The sequence below is a fragment of the Inhella proteolytica genome (assembly GCF_016093275.1).
Classification (GTDB): domain Bacteria; phylum Pseudomonadota; class Gammaproteobacteria; order Burkholderiales; family Burkholderiaceae_C; genus Inhella; species Inhella proteolytica.
Genome location: NZ_JAEDAK010000029.1, coordinates 1 through 17361 on the forward strand (window position 1 = coordinate 1; position 17361 = coordinate 17361).

At 62.0% G+C, this 17361-nt stretch carries 32 protein-coding genes and 1 tRNA gene; all 33 read right to left on the bottom strand.

Annotated features, from left to right (window positions below):
* Positions 1–150 precede the first annotated feature (150 nt).
* Positions 151–227: transfer RNA gene (locus tag I7X39_RS22400), tRNA-Met, on the bottom strand.
* Between the two features lie 500 nt (positions 228–727).
* The gene (locus I7X39_RS23850; protein WP_375140810.1) at positions 728–1072 is read right to left on the bottom strand and encodes a transposase; all 345 of its coding nucleotides are present in this window, start codon (positions 1070–1072) and stop codon (positions 728–730) included.
* A gap of 482 nt (positions 1073–1554) precedes the next feature.
* A complete protein-coding gene (gene rplQ, locus I7X39_RS22410) occupies positions 1555–1944 on the bottom strand; it encodes a 50S ribosomal protein L17 (RefSeq protein ID WP_198113603.1) in 390 nt (129 codons plus the stop codon).
* 87 nt (positions 1945–2031) lie between these two features.
* On the bottom strand, positions 2032–3021 hold the full coding sequence (locus I7X39_RS22415) for a DNA-directed RNA polymerase subunit alpha (RefSeq protein ID WP_198113604.1): 990 nt from the start codon (positions 3019–3021) through the stop codon (positions 2032–2034).
* Between the two features lie 134 nt (positions 3022–3155).
* Entirely contained in the window at positions 3156–3779 is a 624-nt protein-coding gene (rpsD, locus tag I7X39_RS22420; protein ID WP_198113605.1) for a 30S ribosomal protein S4, read from the bottom strand.
* Between the two features lie 205 nt (positions 3780–3984).
* A complete protein-coding gene (rpsK, locus tag I7X39_RS22425; protein WP_198113606.1) occupies positions 3985–4389 on the bottom strand; it encodes a 30S ribosomal protein S11 in 405 nt (134 codons plus the stop codon).
* A gap of 28 nt (positions 4390–4417) precedes the next feature.
* A complete protein-coding gene (gene rpsM, locus I7X39_RS22430; RefSeq protein ID WP_198113607.1) occupies positions 4418–4780 on the bottom strand; it encodes a 30S ribosomal protein S13 in 363 nt (120 codons plus the stop codon).
* A 35-nt stretch (positions 4781–4815) separates the two neighbouring features.
* Positions 4816–4929, bottom strand: coding sequence for a 50S ribosomal protein L36 (rpmJ, locus tag I7X39_RS22435; RefSeq protein WP_035036301.1), 114 nt, complete (start codon positions 4927–4929; stop codon positions 4816–4818).
* Positions 4930–4991: 62 nt separating this feature from the next.
* Positions 4992–5210 carry a translation initiation factor IF-1 gene (gene infA / locus I7X39_RS22440; protein WP_114403589.1) on the bottom strand — a complete coding sequence of 73 codons (219 nt, stop codon included), beginning with the start codon at positions 5208–5210 and terminating at the stop codon, positions 4992–4994.
* Between the two features lie 34 nt (positions 5211–5244).
* Complete coding sequence (gene secY, locus I7X39_RS22445) at positions 5245–6555, bottom strand: preprotein translocase subunit SecY (RefSeq protein ID WP_198113608.1); 1311 nt, start codon at positions 6553–6555, stop codon at positions 5245–5247.
* Positions 6556–6579: 24 nt separating this feature from the next.
* A complete protein-coding gene (gene rplO, locus I7X39_RS22450; RefSeq protein WP_198113609.1) occupies positions 6580–7011 on the bottom strand; it encodes a 50S ribosomal protein L15 in 432 nt (143 codons plus the stop codon).
* 10 nt (positions 7012–7021) lie between these two features.
* A complete protein-coding gene (gene rpmD, locus I7X39_RS22455; protein WP_198113610.1) occupies positions 7022–7204 on the bottom strand; it encodes a 50S ribosomal protein L30 in 183 nt (60 codons plus the stop codon).
* Between the two features lie 17 nt (positions 7205–7221).
* Positions 7222–7740, bottom strand: a complete 519-nt coding sequence (rpsE, locus tag I7X39_RS22460; protein WP_198113611.1) for a 30S ribosomal protein S5 — start codon at positions 7738–7740, stop codon at positions 7222–7224.
* Positions 7741–7758: 18 nt separating this feature from the next.
* On the bottom strand, positions 7759–8118 hold the full coding sequence (rplR, locus tag I7X39_RS22465; protein ID WP_198113612.1) for a 50S ribosomal protein L18: 360 nt from the start codon (positions 8116–8118) through the stop codon (positions 7759–7761).
* An 11-nt stretch (positions 8119–8129) separates the two neighbouring features.
* On the bottom strand, positions 8130–8663 hold the full coding sequence (gene rplF / locus I7X39_RS22470; protein ID WP_198113613.1) for a 50S ribosomal protein L6: 534 nt from the start codon (positions 8661–8663) through the stop codon (positions 8130–8132).
* Positions 8664–8680: 17 nt separating this feature from the next.
* Positions 8681–9076 (bottom strand): 30S ribosomal protein S8, encoded by a 396-nt coding sequence (gene rpsH, locus I7X39_RS22475; RefSeq protein ID WP_198113614.1) that lies wholly within the window; start codon positions 9074–9076, stop codon positions 8681–8683.
* A 24-nt stretch (positions 9077–9100) separates the two neighbouring features.
* Positions 9101–9406, bottom strand: coding sequence for a 30S ribosomal protein S14 (gene rpsN / locus I7X39_RS22480; RefSeq protein ID WP_198113615.1), 306 nt, complete (start codon positions 9404–9406; stop codon positions 9101–9103).
* 9 nt (positions 9407–9415) lie between these two features.
* Positions 9416–9955: a 50S ribosomal protein L5 gene (gene rplE, locus I7X39_RS22485; protein WP_198113616.1), complete on the bottom strand. Its 540-nt coding sequence runs from the start codon at positions 9953–9955 to the stop codon at positions 9416–9418.
* Positions 9956–9962: 7 nt separating this feature from the next.
* Positions 9963–10280 (bottom strand): 50S ribosomal protein L24, encoded by a 318-nt coding sequence (rplX, locus tag I7X39_RS22490; RefSeq protein WP_198113617.1) that lies wholly within the window; start codon positions 10278–10280, stop codon positions 9963–9965.
* 20 nt (positions 10281–10300) lie between these two features.
* Positions 10301–10669, bottom strand: a complete 369-nt coding sequence (gene rplN, locus I7X39_RS22495) for a 50S ribosomal protein L14 (protein ID WP_198101637.1) — start codon at positions 10667–10669, stop codon at positions 10301–10303.
* 215 nt (positions 10670–10884) lie between these two features.
* Complete coding sequence (locus I7X39_RS22500) at positions 10885–11385, bottom strand: peroxiredoxin (RefSeq protein WP_198113618.1); 501 nt, start codon at positions 11383–11385, stop codon at positions 10885–10887.
* Between the two features lie 91 nt (positions 11386–11476).
* The gene (gene rpsQ / locus I7X39_RS22505) at positions 11477–11758 is read right to left on the bottom strand and encodes a 30S ribosomal protein S17 (RefSeq protein ID WP_198113619.1); all 282 of its coding nucleotides are present in this window, start codon (positions 11756–11758) and stop codon (positions 11477–11479) included.
* On the bottom strand, positions 11755–11955 hold the full coding sequence (rpmC, locus tag I7X39_RS22510; RefSeq protein ID WP_198113620.1) for a 50S ribosomal protein L29: 201 nt from the start codon (positions 11953–11955) through the stop codon (positions 11755–11757). The genes rpsQ and rpmC overlap by 4 nt, the downstream gene beginning before the upstream one ends.
* 11 nt (positions 11956–11966) lie before the next feature.
* Entirely contained in the window at positions 11967–12383 is a 417-nt protein-coding gene (gene rplP, locus I7X39_RS22515; RefSeq protein ID WP_198113621.1) for a 50S ribosomal protein L16, read from the bottom strand.
* A 12-nt stretch (positions 12384–12395) separates the two neighbouring features.
* Positions 12396–13205 carry a 30S ribosomal protein S3 gene (gene rpsC / locus I7X39_RS22520; RefSeq protein ID WP_198113622.1) on the bottom strand — a complete coding sequence of 270 codons (810 nt, stop codon included), beginning with the start codon at positions 13203–13205 and terminating at the stop codon, positions 12396–12398.
* Positions 13206–13218: 13 nt separating this feature from the next.
* Positions 13219–13548 (bottom strand): 50S ribosomal protein L22, encoded by a 330-nt coding sequence (gene rplV, locus I7X39_RS22525; RefSeq protein ID WP_198113623.1) that lies wholly within the window; start codon positions 13546–13548, stop codon positions 13219–13221.
* Positions 13549–13559: 11 nt separating this feature from the next.
* Entirely contained in the window at positions 13560–13838 is a 279-nt protein-coding gene (gene rpsS, locus I7X39_RS22530; protein ID WP_138855367.1) for a 30S ribosomal protein S19, read from the bottom strand.
* A 9-nt stretch (positions 13839–13847) separates the two neighbouring features.
* The gene (gene rplB, locus I7X39_RS22535; RefSeq protein ID WP_198113624.1) at positions 13848–14672 is read right to left on the bottom strand and encodes a 50S ribosomal protein L2; all 825 of its coding nucleotides are present in this window, start codon (positions 14670–14672) and stop codon (positions 13848–13850) included.
* A complete protein-coding gene (gene rplW, locus I7X39_RS22540) occupies positions 14672–14983 on the bottom strand; it encodes a 50S ribosomal protein L23 (protein WP_198113625.1) in 312 nt (103 codons plus the stop codon). The genes rplB and rplW overlap by 1 nt, the downstream gene beginning before the upstream one ends.
* The gene (gene rplD / locus I7X39_RS22545) at positions 14980–15600 is read right to left on the bottom strand and encodes a 50S ribosomal protein L4 (protein ID WP_198113626.1); all 621 of its coding nucleotides are present in this window, start codon (positions 15598–15600) and stop codon (positions 14980–14982) included. The genes rplW and rplD overlap by 4 nt, the downstream gene beginning before the upstream one ends.
* The gene (gene rplC, locus I7X39_RS22550) at positions 15600–16268 is read right to left on the bottom strand and encodes a 50S ribosomal protein L3 (RefSeq protein ID WP_198113627.1); all 669 of its coding nucleotides are present in this window, start codon (positions 16266–16268) and stop codon (positions 15600–15602) included. Before rplC ends, rplD begins: the two co-directional genes overlap by 1 nt.
* Before the next feature lie 245 nt (positions 16269–16513).
* A complete protein-coding gene (gene rpsJ / locus I7X39_RS22555; RefSeq protein ID WP_130434746.1) occupies positions 16514–16825 on the bottom strand; it encodes a 30S ribosomal protein S10 in 312 nt (103 codons plus the stop codon).
* Between the two features lie 51 nt (positions 16826–16876).
* Positions 16877–17361, bottom strand: a 485-nt coding sequence (locus tag I7X39_RS22560) for an EF-Tu C-terminal domain-related protein (RefSeq protein ID WP_259376469.1), incomplete at its 5' end; no start/stop codon positions are given.

Consider the following 17361-nt stretch of genomic DNA (forward strand, 5'->3'; position numbering starts at 1 on the left):
AGAACTTGCGCAAAACGATCAATCGCTTGATCTTTCTTGCGTCGCCGCTGACTTGTCAGCAGCGCAGAAGCGAGATTGTTGCAGCGTTTCGCCCTGCTTGTCAACACTTTGCGAAGAAATTTTTGAATTTAATCGCTGTTGCCTTTTTCCTGGTTGCGGGGGCAGGATTTGAACCTACGACCTTTGGGTTATGAGCCCAACGAGCTACCGGACTGCTCCACCCCGCGGCAGGAAGACAGTGACTGTAGCATGCTTTTTAGGCGTTGGCAATAGTCTTCCTGGGCTTTTGATGCGCGCGGAGCAAATCGATCGATCACGTCCTAGTGCGTGATGAGCGCGCCCAGTCCGGATGGGTTGGGATTTGTGGGGATCCCAGTGCGGCAAAGCAGCCAGCCGAAGCGGGGCAGTGGCGCTGCGGGGGGTATGCGGCGGGTAGCGGCGCTGCAGCGCCCACTCGTCGCCCTGCTCCTCCATGATCGCGGCGACCGGCGCGCGATTGACGCTTCGATCGGGAAGATGCCCAGGAAGTTGGTCATGCGCTTGATCTCTGCGTTGACCTGCTCCAGCGCGCTGGGTTGAGGGGGTCTGCGGCCAACGCGCCCTGGCGAAGTTCATGTCGGCCAGCACCTCGTGCTCGGCCGCATCCTTCACCGCGCCGATCTCGAAAAACTTGTGCCTAAGCTACTCGGCCACCACCTGCCATTGCACATGCCCCTGCCGCCGACCCCTACGCAAATGCGGTCGCGATTGCCGCGCTGACCTTGCGCCGCTGCGTCTTGCGCGCACGAGCCCGAGCATTCCTTATGAAGCGCACGCCGCCACGCTGCCCGCTGGCCGTGAGCACCTTGGTCGCCGCGGCCCTCAACCCTTCCGGGCTGTCAGTGATGAGCAGACTTATACGGCGCAGCCCGCGGCGCAGCAGCCTTCTGAGGAGCGCCGACCAGAAGGGCCCGAACTCGCTAGCGCTGCCCCTCACGCCCAGCAGTTGGCGTGTCTGTATTGACCACTTCCGCCACGCTGACGTTCCGGCCTTGCTTGCGCGTCTTGAGGTAGACGGCGTCGATCTACAGATTCGGCGAGTCGCTCTCGTTGGAACGGGTCAGGAAGCCTACATTCGCTGATTGAGTTCGCCACACAGGCGGCTGACCTCGCTCCCGCGTCATGCGCAGCGCCCGCGCATTGAAGCTGCGGCGGCAGGCGCGGTACTTGCAGCGTTGCAGATCATCGGCATGACGACTGCGCACTACGTGAAGGCCCTGGCAGTGCGGACACTCATGGTTCCGGAGCGCGAGCACAACGCCATGTCCAGCAACCCCGGCATCCAAGTCCTGGGCAAATTGTTGGTGCCGCTACGCACTCAACTGCTCCAGGCGAGCCAGCCCGGAAGTCCATTCGTCGTCGTGCATATAGGACTCCTACGCCCCTGCCTGGGGCTTCGCCTCAAGCATCCACGCCGCCTGGCTCGCTAGGTGAACCATCATCAATTTGCGCGAACAGCACCAATGAAAAAGGGCCGGCAAAGCCGGCCCCTTCTGATGCTCGATTGACCGCCAATTACTCAGCGGACGGAGCCTCGGCGGCCACCTCGGGGCGGTCGACAAGTTCCACGAAAGCCATGGGCGCGTTGTCGCCAACACGGAAGCCCATCTTCAAGATGCGCGTGTAGCCGCCCGGACGGGCCTGGTAGCGAGGACCCAGCTCATTGAAAAGCTTGGTGACGATGTCGCGGTCACGCAGACGGGCAAACGCCAGACGGCGATTGGCCACGCTGGCTTCTTTGGCCAGGGTGATCAGCGGCTCAACAACGCGGCGCAGTTCCTTGGCTTTCGGGACGGTGGTCTTGATGGCTTCGTGGCGCAGCAGCGAGACACACATATTGCGCAGCATGGCGGCGCGGTGTTCGCTGGTGCGATTGAGTTTACGGAGACCGTTACGGTGACGCATGGTGCTTGTCCTTTCCTATCTGTATAAGACCCCCAGCCGGATCAGGTACTGGGGGCTGCACCTTGGGGCTTTTGCCCCGAGACTTGTTTAGCGCTTGTCCAGACCGACGGGCGGCCAGTTTTCCAGGCGCGAGCCAAGGGTGAGCCCGCGCGAAGCGAGCACTTCCTTGATTTCATTCAGCGACTTGCGGCCCAGGTTCGGAGTCTTGAGCAGCTCCGTCTCGGTGCGCTGGATCAGATCGCCGATGTAGTAGATGTTCTCGGCCTTCAGGCAGTTGGCCGAACGCACGGTGAGCTCAAGCTCATCGACCGGACGCAGCAGGATCGGATCGAACGACGCAGCGCGCTGCGCCGGCTGGTCGAAGGCGTCAACCAGGTCCGTGCCTTGCAGTTGGGCGAAGGCGGCCAGCTGCTCAACCAAGATCTTGGCCGATGCACGAATAGCCTCCTCCGGGGAGATCGCACCGTTGGTCTCGATCTCCATGACAAGCTTGTCAAGATCCGTTCGCTGCTCAACGCGGGCGTTTTCAACGGCGTAACTGACGCGCTTGACCGGCGAGAACGAGGCATCCAGCACGATGCGGCCGATGGCTTTGGTCGGCTCGTCGCCAAAGCGGCGGAGATTGCCGGGCACATAGCCACGACCCTTCTCAACCTTGATCTGCATGTCGATCTTGCCGCCCTGCGCCAGATGGCAAATCACCTGCTCAGGGTTGATGATTTCGACATCGTGAGGAGTCTGGATGTCGGCAGCGGTCACCGGGCCTTCGCCTTCCTTGCGCAGGATCAGGGTGACTTCTTCGCGGTTGTGCAGACGGAAGGTCACGCCCTTCAGGTTCAGCATGATGCCGACCACGTCTTCTTGCACACCGTCAACCGTGGAGTACTCATGCAACACGCCGGCGATGGTCACTTCCGTCGGCGCGTAACCCACCATCGACGACAACAGAACACGCCGCAGCGCATTGCCCAGCGTGTGCCCGTAGCCACGCTCGAAAGGCTCCAAAGTCACCTTGGCGCGATGGCCGCCCAGGGGCTCGACGTTGATCGACTTGGGTTTGAGCAAATTCGTTTGCATGGGCTCTTTCTTTCATGCTCCCGGGTGCACCGCCGGAAGCTGATGGACCGACCGGGCAGCGTGCCACCACCCGGCAGGGACGTCGGCGGCTTTCGCGCGGCACGTCTGCCCCGCGTCCGGCCGCCAGCGGGCGATCAACGCGAGTACAACTCGACGATCAGCGATTCGTTGATGTCGGCGCCAAACTCGTCGCGGTCCGGAGTCTTCTTGAAGACGCCTTCCATCTTGGCCGTATCAACCTGCACCCAAGCCGGGAATCCGATCGACTCCGCGAGCTTCAGGCTGTCAGCGATGCGCAACTGCTTCTTCGACTTTTCGCGCACAGCCACGACGTCGCCGACCTTGACGAGGTACGAGGCGATGTTCACGCTCTGCCCGTTCACGGTGATGCTCTTGTGCGAGACCAGCTGGCGAGCTTCAGCCCGGGTGGAGCCAAAACCCATGCGGTAGACCACGTTGTCGAGACGCGATTCCAGAAGCGTCAGCAGGTTCACGCCGGTCGAACCCTTGCGGCGCTCGGCTTCAGCAAAGTAGCGGCGGAACTGGCGCTCGAGAACGCCGTACATGCGCTTGACCTTCTGCTTTTCACGCAGCTGCAGGCCGAAGTCGCTGGTGCGCTGACCCGAGGTGCGGCCATGCTGGCCGGGCTTGCTGTCGAACTTGGCCTTGTCACTGATGGCGCGGCGTGCGCTCTTCAGGAACAGGTCAGTGCCTTCGCGGCGGGAGAGTTTGGCCTTCGGGCCGAGATAACGTGCCACTTTGAGTCCTTGATCAATCTGACGTCACTGGCGAAGCGACGCGAGTCTGGCGGGTGTTATGAAATGCGCTCAGACGGTGGGCTTGGGTCCGAATGAAGAACAAAGCGGACCAACGAAAAGCGCCGGCGCCGCCAACAGGCGGCCGCCGGCCATGGAAAGCCCGCCATTATCTGGCAAGCTTTTCCGAATTGGTAGAGTTCGTGCCTTAGATGCGACGACGCTTCTGGGGACGGCAGCCGTTGTGCGGCACCGGCGTCACATCAGAAATCGACGTGATGCGGATGCCCAGCGCAGCCAGAGCACGCACCGACGACTCACGACCAGGACCCGGGCCCTTGATCTTGACGTCGAGGTTCTTGATGCCCTGCTCTTGCGCTGCGCGACCGGCGACATCCGCCGCCACCTGGGCCGCATAAGGGGTCGACTTGCGCGAACCCTTGAAGCCCTGGCCGCCCGACGACGCCCAGCTCAGGGCTCCACCTTGACGGTCGGTGATGGTGATGATCGTGTTATTGAACGACGCGTGGACGTGCGCAATGCCGTCAGCGACATTCTTGCGGACCTTCTTGCGAACGCGCTGGGCGGCGTTGTTGCTCGGTGCCTTGGCCATGGTGTTTCCTTATTCCTTTACAGCGCGATCACTTCTTGCCAGCGATGGCGCGGCGCGGCCCCTTGCGGGTGCGTGCGTTGGTGCGAGTGCGCTGGCCGCGCAGCGGCAGACCGCGGCGATGACGGAAGCCACGGTAGCAACCCAGGTCCATCAGGCGCTTGATGTTGATCGACATCTCGCGGCGCAGATCGCCCTCGATCGTCAGCTTGCCGATCTCCTCGCGGAGCTTTTCCAGTTCGCTGTCATTCAGGTCCTTGACCTTCTTGTCGAACGGGACACCGCAGGCCGAGCAGATCTTCTGCGCGGTGGTGCGGCCGATGCCATAGATCGAAGTCAGACCGATTTCGGTGTGCTTCTGGGGCGGGATGTTGATACCAGCAATACGTGCCATGGGATACCTCTAGTTCTCTACCGTAGGGCCTGCAATCAGCCCTGACGCTGCTTGTGACGCGGATCCGTGCAGATCACGCGCACCACGCCCTTGCGACGGATGATCTTGCAATTGCGGCACATCTTCTTGACCGATGCCGAAACTTTCATGTTCTGCTCCTAGACCTTCTCTTATGCGCTTCTGACAGCGTCATCCCGGGTTTGGTTTTCGCTCACTTCGCCCGGAATACGATGCGAGCACGACTCAAGTCGTACGGTGTCAATTCAACGGTGACCTTGTCACCTGGAAGGATACGGATGTAGTGCATCCGCATCTTTCCGGAGATATGACCAAGGACGACATGTCCGTTTTCCAGCTTCACGCGAAACGTCGCGTTGGGCAAGTTCTCCACGATCTCACCCTGCATCTGAATAACGTCGTCTTTGGCCATGCCTTCACAAAACTAATGCCAAGGTGCTCCAGTATCAGCCAGCTTTGAAGTTCGCCTTCTTCAGCAAGGATTCGTACTGCTGGCTCATCACGTACGACTGAACCTGGGCCCAGAAGTCCATGGTGACCACGACGATGATCAGCAGACTCGTACCACCGAAGTAGAACGGCACGTTGTAGCGCAGCGTCAGGAACTCAGGCAGCAGACACACCGCGGTGATGTAGACCGCACCTGCCAGGGTCAGTCGGCCCAAAATCTTGTCGATGTGCTTGGCAGTCTGGTCGCCCGGCCGAATGCCCGGAACGAACGCACCACTCTTCTTCAGGTTGTCTGCAGTTTCCCGGCTGTTGAAAACGAGCGCCGTGTAGAAAAAGCAGAAGAACACAATCGCGGCCGCATACAACAGCACATAGATCGGTTGACCAGGACGCAACGCATCTGCCATGTCCTTCAGCCAACGCAGGCTGTCGCCAGTGGCAAACCAGCTCACCACCGTCGCCGGCAGCAGGATGATCGACGACGCAAAGATCGGAGGGATCACACCGCTCATGTTCAGCTTGAGCGGCAGGTGCGAGGACTGTCCTCCATACACCTTGTTGCCCACCTGACGCTTGGCGTAGTTCACCAGGATCTTGCGCTGCCCACGCTCCACAAACACCACACCCCAGGTCACCAGCAGCACCAGCGCGACGATCAGAATGGCCGAGAAAATTGCGATCGCACCGGTGCGAACCATCTCCATCAGCCCCCCGATTGCACCCGGGAGGCCCGCGGCGATACCGGCAAAGATCAGGATCGAAATCCCGTTACCCAGGCCGCGTTCGGTGATCTGCTCGCCCAACCACATCAGGAACATCGTTCCAGCCACCAGGCTGGTGACCGCGGTCAGGCGGAAACCAAATCCAGGCGCCAGAACCAACCCCGGCGAGCTCTCTAGCGCCAGCGCAATGCTGGTTGCCTGGAAGAGCGCCAGGCCCAGGGTGGCATAGCGGGTGTACTGAGTGATCTTGCGACGACCGGCTTCACCTTCCTTCTTCAGGGCTTCCAAGCTCGGCACCACATGCGTCATCAGCTGGATGACGATGGAGGCCGAGATGTACGGCATGATGCCCAACGCGAACACCGTGAAGCGCGACAACGCGCCGCCCGAGAACATGTTGAACAGGCTCAGGATGCCGCCCTGCTGACCCTTGAACAGCTGCTGCAGCTGCGCCGGATCAATGCCGGGCACCGGGATGTGCGCGCCGATGCGGTACACCACCAGAGCCAGGACCAGGAACACCAGCCGGCGCTGCAGGTCACCGAAGCGACCGCTGCGTGCAAGCGTTTGAGCGTTGGAAGCCACGAATCCTCGCGTTCAACTGATCAATCAGGCCACTTGGCCGCCGGCAGCCTCAATGGCGGCCTTAGCGCCCGCCGTCGCACCGATGCCCTTCAGCATCAGCTTGCGCGACAGCTCGCCCGACTTGATCACCTTGACGTTCTTGGCCAGTTCACCCACCAAGCCAGCAGCCTTCAGCACGACCAGATCAATCTCGTCGGCGCCGATGCGCTGCAGGTCAGCAAGGGTGACTTCGGCTGCGAACTTCAGCGCAGCCGACTTGAAGCCACGCTTGGGCAGACGGCGCTGCAGCGGCATCTGACCGCCTTCAAAGCCGACCTTGTGGAAGCCACCAGCACGCGACTTCTGGCCCTTGTGACCGCGACCAGCAGTCTTGCCCAGGCCGGAGCCGATGCCACGGCCGACACGGCGCTTGGCATGCTTGGCGCCCGCGGCGGGCTTGATCGTGTTCAGTTCCATTGTCTTGTCCTCAGAGCACCTGCACCAGGTACTGGACCTTGGTGATCATGCCGCGCACGGCGGGGGTGTCCTCCAGCGTGCTTTGGCTGTTCAGCTTGCGCAGACCCAGGCCGCGCACCGTGGCACGATGGCTTTCACGGGTGCCAGCAATGCTGCGCACCAGCTTGACCGTCAGCGTTTTCTTTTCAGACATACGTCCTCCGATGCCGTTCAGCTGAACAGCTCTTCGACGGTCTTGCCGCGCTTGGCGGCGACCTCGGCCGGCGTGCTCGAGCGCTTCAGCGCGTCCAGCGTCGCACGGACCATGTTGTAGGGGTTGGTCGAACCGTGGCTCTTGCTCACGATGTCGGTCACGCCCATCACTTCGAACACGGCACGCATCGGGCCGCCGGCAATCACGCCGGTACCGGTGGGAGCCGGAGCCAGCATGACGCGGGACGCACCATGCTCACCGATCACGTTGTGGTGGACCGAGCCATTGCGCAGGCTGACCTTGAACATGTTGCGGCGTGCCGCTTCCATGGCCTTCTGCACGGCAACCGGCACTTCGCGCGCCTTGCCCTTGCCCATGCCGATGCGGCCATCGCCGTCACCAACCACAGTCAGGGCTGCGAAACCGAGGATGCGACCGCCCTTCACCACTTTGGTGACGCGGTTCACCGCGATCATCTTCTCGCGCAGACCGTCGTCGCGACCTTCGTCCTGCACGCGGGGTTGAAACTTCGCCATTGCTATTGCTCCGTGTGCTTAGAACTTCAGGCCGGCTTCGCGAGCAGCGTCCGCCAAAGCCTTGATGCGGCCGTGGTAGGCGTAGCCTGCGCGGTCGAAGGCAACCGCCTCGACGCCAGCAGCCTTGGCCTTTTCGGCGATCCGCTTGCCCACCAGTTGGGCAGCAGCGACGTTGCCGCCATTGCCCTTCAGTGCGTCGCGCAGTTCTTTCTCGGCCGTCGAAGCGGTAGCCAGCACTTTGGCGCCATCTGCGGAAATCAGATTGGCATAGATGTGCAGGTTCGAGCGGAAGACCGTCAGGCGTGCTTTGACCTGCAGTGCGATACGCACACGGGTCTGACGCGCACGGCGCAGGCGCTGTTCTTTCTTGTTCAGCATCGTGCGGCTCCTTACTTCTTCTTGGTCTCTTTGAGGGAGACCTTCTCGTCCGCATAGCGGATGCCCTTGCCCTTGTAGGGCTCAGGCGGACGGAAGGCGCGCACCTCGGCGGCGATCTGGCCGACGACCTGGCGGTCGGCACCCTTGATCAGGATTTCGGTCTGGCTCGGCGTTTCAACCTTGATACCAGCCGGCATGTCCTTGACGACCGGGTGGGAGAAACCAATCTGCAGGTTCAGCTTCTGGCCCTGGGCCTGGGCACGGAAGCCCACGCCCACGAGGGTCAGCTTGCGCTCGAAGCCCTTGCTGACGCCTTGCACCATGTTGGCCACCAGGGCGCGCACGGTACCGCTCATCGCGTTCGCCGCGGCCGTCTCGTCGACCGGGGTGAAGGTCAGCTTGCCAGCATCGCTGGCCACCTTGACCAGGGCGTGCTGCGGGCGCACCAGGGTGCCGAGGGCGCCCTTGATGCTGATCTGCTCATTGTTCAGGGTCACATCCACGCCTTGCGGGATCGCGACCGGCATTTTTCCAACGCGGGACATTGCGATACCTCCAGCGCTTAGGCGACGTAGCAGAGCACTTCGCCACCGATGCCGGCAGCGCGTGCTTTGCGATCGGTCATCACACCCATCGGGGTAGTGATGATGGCGACACCCAGGCCATTCATCACCGACGGGATGTCGTGACGGCCCTTGTAGATGCGCAGGCCGGGACGGCTCACGCGCTCGATACGCTCGATCACGGGGCGACCGGCGTAATACTTCAGTTCAATCTCGAGCTCCGGACGGGCCGCGTCGCCGCGCACCACGAAGTTCTCGATGTAACCCTCATCCTTCAAGACCTTGGCAATCGCCACCTTGAGTTTGGAGGAGGGCATGTTGACGCTCGACTTTTCAACCGACTGCGCATTGCGAATACGAGTCAGCATGTCGGCGATCGGATCACTCATGCTCATGGGGTTCTCTCCAAATCCTGCCGATTACCAGCTGGCCTTGATGACACCGGGGATGTCACCCTTGAACGCCAGTTCACGGATCTTGCTGCGGCCCAGGCCGAAAGTGCGGAAGGTGCCGCGGGCACGACCCGTCAGCTCGCAGCGGTTGCGCAGGCGAGTCGGGTTGGCGTTGCGGGGCAACTTCTGCAGCTCGAGGCGAGCGGCATAACGCTCTTCATCGCTGCGCTTCGCGTCGTCGATGATGGCCTTGAGTTCTGCGTACTTCTTGGCGAACTTGGCCACCAACTTCTCGCGCTTCTGCTCGCGCTGCATGATCGAAAGCTTTGCCATGTCGGTGCCTCAGTTCTTGAACGGGAACTTGAAAGCCTGCAGCAGCGCCTTGGCTTCTTCGTCGTTCTTAGCGGTCGTCGTGATGCTGATGTTCAGACCACGCAGAGCATCCACCTTGTCGTATTCGATTTCGGGGAAGATGATCTGTTCCTTGACGCCGATGTTGTAGTTGCCACGGCCATCGAAGGAGCGACCCGAGATGCCGCGGAAGTCGCGCACGCGGGGCAGCGCGATCGTCACGAAGCGATCCAGGAATTCGTACATCTGCGCGCCGCGCAGGGTGACCATGCAGCCGATGGGCACGTTCTCGCGGATCTTGAAACCGGCGATGGCCTTCTTCGACTTGGTGATCACGGGCTTCTGGCCGGCGATCTTGGTCAGGTCGCCGACGGCGTGGTCCATGACCTTCTTGTCAGCCACCGCCTCGCTCACACCCATGTTCAGGGTGATCTTGGTGATGCGGGGCACTTCCATCGTGGTCTTGAAGCCGAACTTCTCGACCAGCGCCGGCACGATCTTTTCGCGGTAATGAGCTTGCAAACGAGCCATATCGACCTCAAGCCTTGATTTCGGCGCCGCTGCTCTTGAAGACGCGCACTTTCTTGCCGTCATCGAGCTGCTTGATCCCCACACGGTCGGCCTTGCCGGTTTCCGCATTGAAGATGGCGACGTTGGATTGGTGGATCGGCATGGTCTTGTCGACCACGCCACCCGTCGTGCCCTTCATGGGGTTCGGCTTGACGTGCTTCTTGGCAACGTTCACACCTTCCACGATCAGGTGATCGGCATCGACGCGCGCCGAAACGGTGCCACGCTTGCCCTTGTCACGACCAGTCAACACGATGACTTGGTCGCCTTTACGAATCTTGTTCATCTCTGTCCTTTCGCCGCGCTTTACAGCACTTCCGGCGCCAGCGACACGATCTTCATGAAGCGCTCGCTGCGCAGTTCACGAGTGACCGGGCCAAAGATGCGGGTGCCAATCGGCTCCAGCTTGGCATTCAGCAGCACGGCGGCATTGCCGTCGAACTTCACCAGCGAGCCATCCTGGCGACGCACGCCCTTGGCAGTACGCACCACCACAGCGTTGTAGACCTCGCCCTTCTTGACGCGGCCACGCGGCGCGGCTTCCTTGATGCTGACTTTGATGACGTCGCCGATGCCGGCATAGCGACGCTTGGAGCCACCCAGCACCTTGATGCACATGACGGACTTCGCGCCCGTGTTGTCCGCGACCTCGAGTCGCGATTGCATTTGGATCATGTCAATTCCCAACTTTTCCCGCCTGTCGCCAGTCGGTCAGTCTTGGGCCCGTGTGCCTAGGCAGCCGATTGGCCACCGCAGCGGTTGAGGGCAGATACCGAAGACCCCATGCGAGAACTCGCAAAGAGTTAGTCCGGCGAAGCCCAGCATTATGCTTGATGCAAATGCCGGGCGTCAAGTAGATTGTCAGTGACTCTTTGGTGCCGCTCCCTGTTTCAGAGGCGGGCGAGCATGGCCTCGGCTTTGCTGACCTCGAATTTCCCCGGCGCCTCGACCTGAAGATCGGCCACCTTGCCATCCTTGATCAGCATGGCAAAGCGCTGGGAGCGCACCCCCAAGCCTTTGGACGTCAAGTCGAGGGTCAGGCCCAAGGCCTTGGCCAAGTCGGCGCTTCCGTCGGCCAGCATGCGAACCGCCGCCCCTACCTGGCTGGATTTGCCCCAGGCATGCATCACAAAGGCATCGTTCACCGAGACGCACCAGACCTCATCAACACCCTTGGCGCGCAGGACGTCAGCTTGCTGCACGTAGCCCGGCAGATGCTGGGCCGAGCAGGTGGGCGTAAAGGCGCCGGGCAGAGCGAACAGCAGAACCGTCTTGCCAGCAGCGGCCTGGGCGGTATCGACCGGATTCGGCCCGATTGAGCATCCCTCGCTCTCGACTTCGCGGTATTCGTACAGAGTGACCTGGGGAAGGGGTTGGCCGACTTCGATCATGGCGGAGGTTCCTTTGGATTCGACAAGGGCAATGAAAATGGCCGCACGGCGCGTGAGCGGCGTGCGGCCAGGATGCCTGAGGGCGAAAGCCTTAGACGGCTTCGGCCTTCTCGACCAGACGGGTCACCACCCAGCTCTTGGTCTTGGACATCGGGCGGCTCTCAGCGATCTCCACCACGTCGCCCATCTTGTACTCGCCCTTTTCATCGTGGGCATGGTACTTGCGGGAGGTGGCGACGATCTTGCCGTACAGGGCGTGCTTGGTGCGACGCTCGACCAGGACCGTGATGGTCTTGGCGCGCTTGTCGCTCACCACACGACCGACCAGAGTGCGACGCACTTTGGCAGCGGCTTGCGTACCGACGTTAGTCATTTGGCGGCCTCCTTCTTCTTCTGGGCCAGCACGGTCTTGGCACGAGCGATGTCGCGGCGGGTCTTGCCGAGCATCGTGTGGTTGGACAGTTGCTGGGTGGCCTTTTGCATGCGCAGGCCGAAGTGGGCCTTGAGCAGCTCTTTGATTTCGGTTTCCAGCGCGGCCACGTCCTTGGTGCGCAGTTCAGATGCCTTCATGGTGTCCTCTCTTAGGCGCCGATGCGGCGCTCGACGAAGGTGCACTTCAGCGGCAGCTTGGCAGCGGCCAGAGTGAACGCCTCGCGAGCCAGCTGCTCGGGAACGCCGTTGAGTTCATAGAGCACCTTGCCGGGCACGATCTCGGCCACGTAGTACTCCGGGTTGCCCTTACCGTTACCCATCCGCACTTCGGCCGGCTTCTTGCTGATCGGCTTGTCCGGGAAGATGCGGATGAAGATGCGGCCACCGCGCTTGATATGGCGCGAGATGGCACGGCGGGCGGCTTCGATTTGACGGGCCGTGATGCGGCCACGCTCGGTGGCCTTGAGACCGAATTCACCGAAGGACACATCGGCGCCACGCGTGGCGACGCCAGTGTTACGGCCCTTCTGCTCCTTGCGGAATTTGCGACGTGCTGGTTGCAGCATGTTCTTTTCTCCTTAGGCGCCAGAGCCAGGGGCGCCGCCTTCGGGCTTGCGCACCACACGGCCACGCGGACGGTCACCCGCTCCGCCTTCGCCCGGCTTGCCATCACGGCCGCGGCCAGGACCAGGACGGCCCGGACGGCGGTTACGACGATCGTCTTCGCCTTCCACGCTCTTCAGCACGGGAGCCTCGCCATTGGCCAGGCGGTCGCCGCGGTAGACCCAGACCTTGACGCCGATGACGCCGTAGGTGGTCTTGGCCTCGCTGAAGCCGTAGTCGATGTCCGCCTTCAGGGTATGAAGGGGCACGCGACCTTCGCGATACCACTCGGTGCGGGCGATTTCGATGCCGTTCAGACGACCGGCCGACATGATCTTGATGCCCTGAGCGCCCAGACGCATGGCGTTCTGCATCGCGCGCTTCATGGCACGACGGAACATGATGCGCTTCTCGAGCTGCTGCGTGATCGACTCCGAGATCAGCTGAGCATCGACTTCAGGCTTGCGCACTTCTTCGATGTTCACTGCCACCGGCACGCCCAGCAACTTGCCGAGTTGAGCCTTCAGGTTCTCGATGTCTTCGCCCTTCTTGCCGATCACCACGCCCGGACGCGCCGAGAAGATGGTGATGCGGGCGTTCTTGGCCGGACGCTCGATCAGGATGCGCGAGACCGCGGCATTCTTCAGCTTGGTCTTCAGGAACTCGCGAACCTGCAGGTCTTCAGCCAGCATGCCGGCGAAGTTGCGGCTCGAGGCGTACCAGCGCGACGACCAATTGCGGGTAACAGGAAGGCGGAAGCCAACCGGATGGATTTTTTGTCCCATAGTCTTCCTACCCTCAGTTGCCGACCGTCACATAGATGTGACAGGTGGGCTTGCTGATGCGGTTGCCACGGCCCTTGGCGCGCGCGGTGAAGCGCTTCAGCGTGGTGCCTTGCTCGACGTAGATCGAGGTCACCTTCAGGGCGTCGATGTCGGCGCCATCGTTGTGCTCGGCGTTGGCGATAGCCGACTCGAGAGCCTTCTTGATGATGCCGGCGGCCTTCTTCTGGGTGAAGGTCAGGATGTTCAGCGCCTGGTCCACCTTCTTGCCGCGGATCATGTCCGCCACCAGGCGGCCCTTGTCGCAGGAGAGGCGAACGCCACGCACAGATGCTTTGGTTTGCATGGTGGTCATCCTTACTTCTTGCCAGCCTTCTTGTCGGCCGGGTGACCCTTGAAGGTGCGGGTCAGCGCGAATTCACCCAGCTTGTGACCGACCATCTGGTCGCTCACATACACGGGCACGTGCTGACGGCCGTTGTGCACGGCAATGGTCAGACCGATGAACTCGGGCAGGATGGTCGAACGACGCGACCAAGTCTTGATCGGTTTCTTGTCCTTGTTGGCGCTGGCCTTTTCGACCTTGGCCATCAGGTGGGCGTCGACGAACGGGCCCTTCTTAAGAGAACGACTCATGGCGACCCCTTATTTCTTGCGACGCGAGACGATGAAGGTCTGCGTGCGCTTGTTGGAACGGGTGCGGAAGCCCTTGGTCATCGTGTTCCACGGCGACACAGGGACCTGACCTTCGCCGGTGCGGCCTTCGCCACCACCGTGCGGGTGGTCCACCGGGTTCATGGCGGTACCACGGACGGTCGGGCGGATGCCCAGCCAACGCTTGGCACCGGCCTTGCCATACTGGCGCAGGTTGTGCTCTTCGTTGCTGACTTCACCCAGGGTGGCGCGGCAGTCGATATGGACCTTGCGCACTTCGCCCGAACGCAGACGGATCTGCGCGTAGGCGCCGTCACGGGCCATCAGCGTCACCGAGGTGCCGGCCGAACGGGCGATCTGGGCGCCCTTACCCGGCAGCAGCTCGACGCAGTGAATGGTCGAACCGATGGGGATGTTGCGGATCGGCAGCGTGTTGCCCGGCTTGATCGGGGCTTCGGCGCCGCTCAGCAGCGTGGCACCGATTTCCAGATTGCGCGGGGCAATGATGTAGCGGCGCTCGCCGTCGGCGTAGCAGATCAGCGCAATGTGGGCGGTACGGTTGGGGTCGTACTCGATGCGCTCGACCTTGGCGGGGATACCGTCCTTGGTGCGACGGAAGTCGACCACACGGTAGTGGTGCTTGTGACCACCGCCCTTGTGGCGCATCGTGATGTGACCGTTGTTGTTACGGCCCGACTTCTGCTTTTGCGGCTCGAGCAGCGGCGCGTGGCCTTCGCCCTTGTGCAGGTGCTTGTGCACCACCTTGACCACGGCACGGCGGCCGGGCGAGGTCGGCTTGACTTTGACGACGGCCATTACGCAGCCTCCCCGAATTGCAGCTCTTGACCCGGCTTCAGGCTCACATAGGCCTTCTTGACGTGGTCACGACGGCCGACACGGCCGCCAAAGCGCTTGGTCTTGCCCTTGATGTTCACGACGCTGACCGAGGCCACTTCGACCTTGAACATCAGCTCTACCGCCGCCTTGATCTCAGGCTTGGTGGCGTCGCGCATCACCTTGAACAGCACTTGGTTGTGCTTCTCGCCCACCGTCGTGGCCTTTTCGCTCACGATCGGGGCCAGCAGCACCTGGGCCAGACGGCCCTCATCAAACTTCGGCGCGCTCATTCGAACATCTCCTTGAGCTGCTCCAGGGCGGCCTTGGTCACCAGCACCTTCTTGAAGTGCACCAGCGACAGCGGGTCGGCGTGACGCGGCTCAATCACCAGCACGTTGTGCAGGTTGCGCGAAGCCAGGAACAGGTTGTCATCGACCTCGTCGGCGATCAGCAGGACCGACTGCAGGCCCATGGCCTTGAACTTGGCAGCCAGCAGCTTGGTCTTTGGAGCTTCGATCTTCAGCGAATCCACGACGGCCATGCGGCCTTCGCGGGCCAGCTGCGAGAGGATCGACGCCATGCCGGCGCGATACATCTTCTTGTTCAGCTTGTGGCTGAAGTTTTCGTCGGGGCGATTCGGGAAGATCCGACCGCCTCCACGCCACAGCGGCGAGGAGGTCATACCAGCACGGGCGTTGCCGGTGCCTTTCTGACGGAAGGGCTTCTTGGTCGAGTGCTTGACCTCGCCACGATCCTTCTGGGCGCGGGTGCCTTGACGGGCATTGGCCTGATAGGCCACCACGACCTGGTGGACCAGGGCTTCGTTGTATTCGCGGGCGAAGACGGTGTCGGCGGCGTCAACCTTGCCGGCGGCCTGGCCCTGCTCGTTCAGGAGCTCGAGTTGCATCACTGGGCTCCTTTGTTCTTGGCCTTGACGGCCGGGCGCACGACCACATGGCCGTTCTTGCTGCCCGGAACGGCACCCCTGACCAGCAGCAGCTGGCGGGCCTCGTCAATGCGCACGATGTCCAGGTTCTGGGTGGTGACGGTTTCGTCGCCCATGTGACCGGTCATCTTCTTGCCCGGGAACACGCGGCCAGGATCCTGCGCCATCGAGATCGAACCCGGCACGTTGTGCGAACGGCTGTTGCCGTGCGACGCGCGCTGCGAGCTGAAGTTGTGGCGCTTGATGGTGCCGGCGTAGCCCTTACCGATCGAGGTGCCCTGCACGTCGACCTTCTGGCCAGCGGCAAACAGGGTCACAGGCACGGCAGCGCCGGCCTTGTATTCGGCAGCCACTTCGGCCGGCACGCGGAATTCCTTCAGCACTTCACCGGCTTCCACACCCGCCTTGGCGAAGTGACCGGCTTCGGGCTTGCTGACACGGGAGGCCTTGCGAGCACCAAACGCCACTTGCACGGCGCTGTACCCGTCGGCTTCCTGGGTCTTGACCTGGACCACGCGGTTGTTGGACACATCCAGCACCGTCACGGGGATGGTGTCACCATCGTCCGTGAAGATGCGCATCATGCCCACCTTGCGGCCCAGCAATCCGAGGCGATTGCTAAGACTCATTGCTTTCTCCAGCCCCGCAATATCTGCGAGGCCCTTGTTTGACACACCCGACAGCGATTGGCCGGGCGCCTGGAACCGCGCGCACAACCCTTGCAAGTTGCACGCACAGCAATTTCCCAAGACGCATCGGCGCCCAGGAAAGCCCGCGATTCTATGCGCAGCGCAAGGCGCTTGCAAAGCGGAATTTGCTCAACCCAAAGAGAAAGGCGACCCCGAAGGGTCGCCTTTCATCCAGCGTGCAGCGTTTACTGCAGCTTGATTTCGACGTCCACGCCAGCCGGCAGGTCCAGCTTCATCAACGCGTCGACGGTCTTGTCGGTGGGATCGACGATGTCCATCAGGCGCTGGTGGGTGCGGATCTCGAACTGGTCGCGACTGGTCTTGTTGACGTGCGGCGAGCGCAGGATGTCAAAACGCTCCAGGCGGGTCGGCAGGGGCACGGGGCCCTTGACGATGGCGCCGGTGCGCTTGGCGGTGTCAACGATTTCCAGGGCGGACTGGTCGATCAGCTTGTAATCGAAGGCCTTGAGGCGGATGCGGATCTTTTGCTTTTGCATGGTTTGCCTTCCGTGCGCGCCAGCCAGGGCCGGCGCGCCTCAAGGGAATGATTACTCGATGATGGTCGCCACGACGCCCGAACCGACGGTGCGGCCACCCTCGCGGATGGCGAAGCGCAGGCCTTGCTCCATGGCGATCGGGGCGATCAGCTTGACGGTGATCGACACGTTGTCGCCCGGCATCACCATTTCCTTGTCCTTCGGCAGCTCGATCGAGCCGGTCACGTCAGTGGTGCGGAAATAGAACTGCGGACGGTAGTTGTTGAAGAACGGGGTGTGGCGGCCGCCCTCTTCCTTGGAGAGGATGTAGACCTCGCCAGTGAAGTGGGTGTGCGGCTTGATCGAGCCGGGCTTGGCCAACACTTGGCCGCGCTCGACGTCTTCACGCTTGGTGCCGCGCAGCAGGATGCCGACGTTGTCGCCAGCCTGACCTTGGTCCAGCAGCTTGCGGAACATTTCCACGCCGGTGACGGTGGTCTTCTGCACGTCGCGGATGCCGACGATTTCGATTTCTTCGCCGACCTTGATGATGCCGC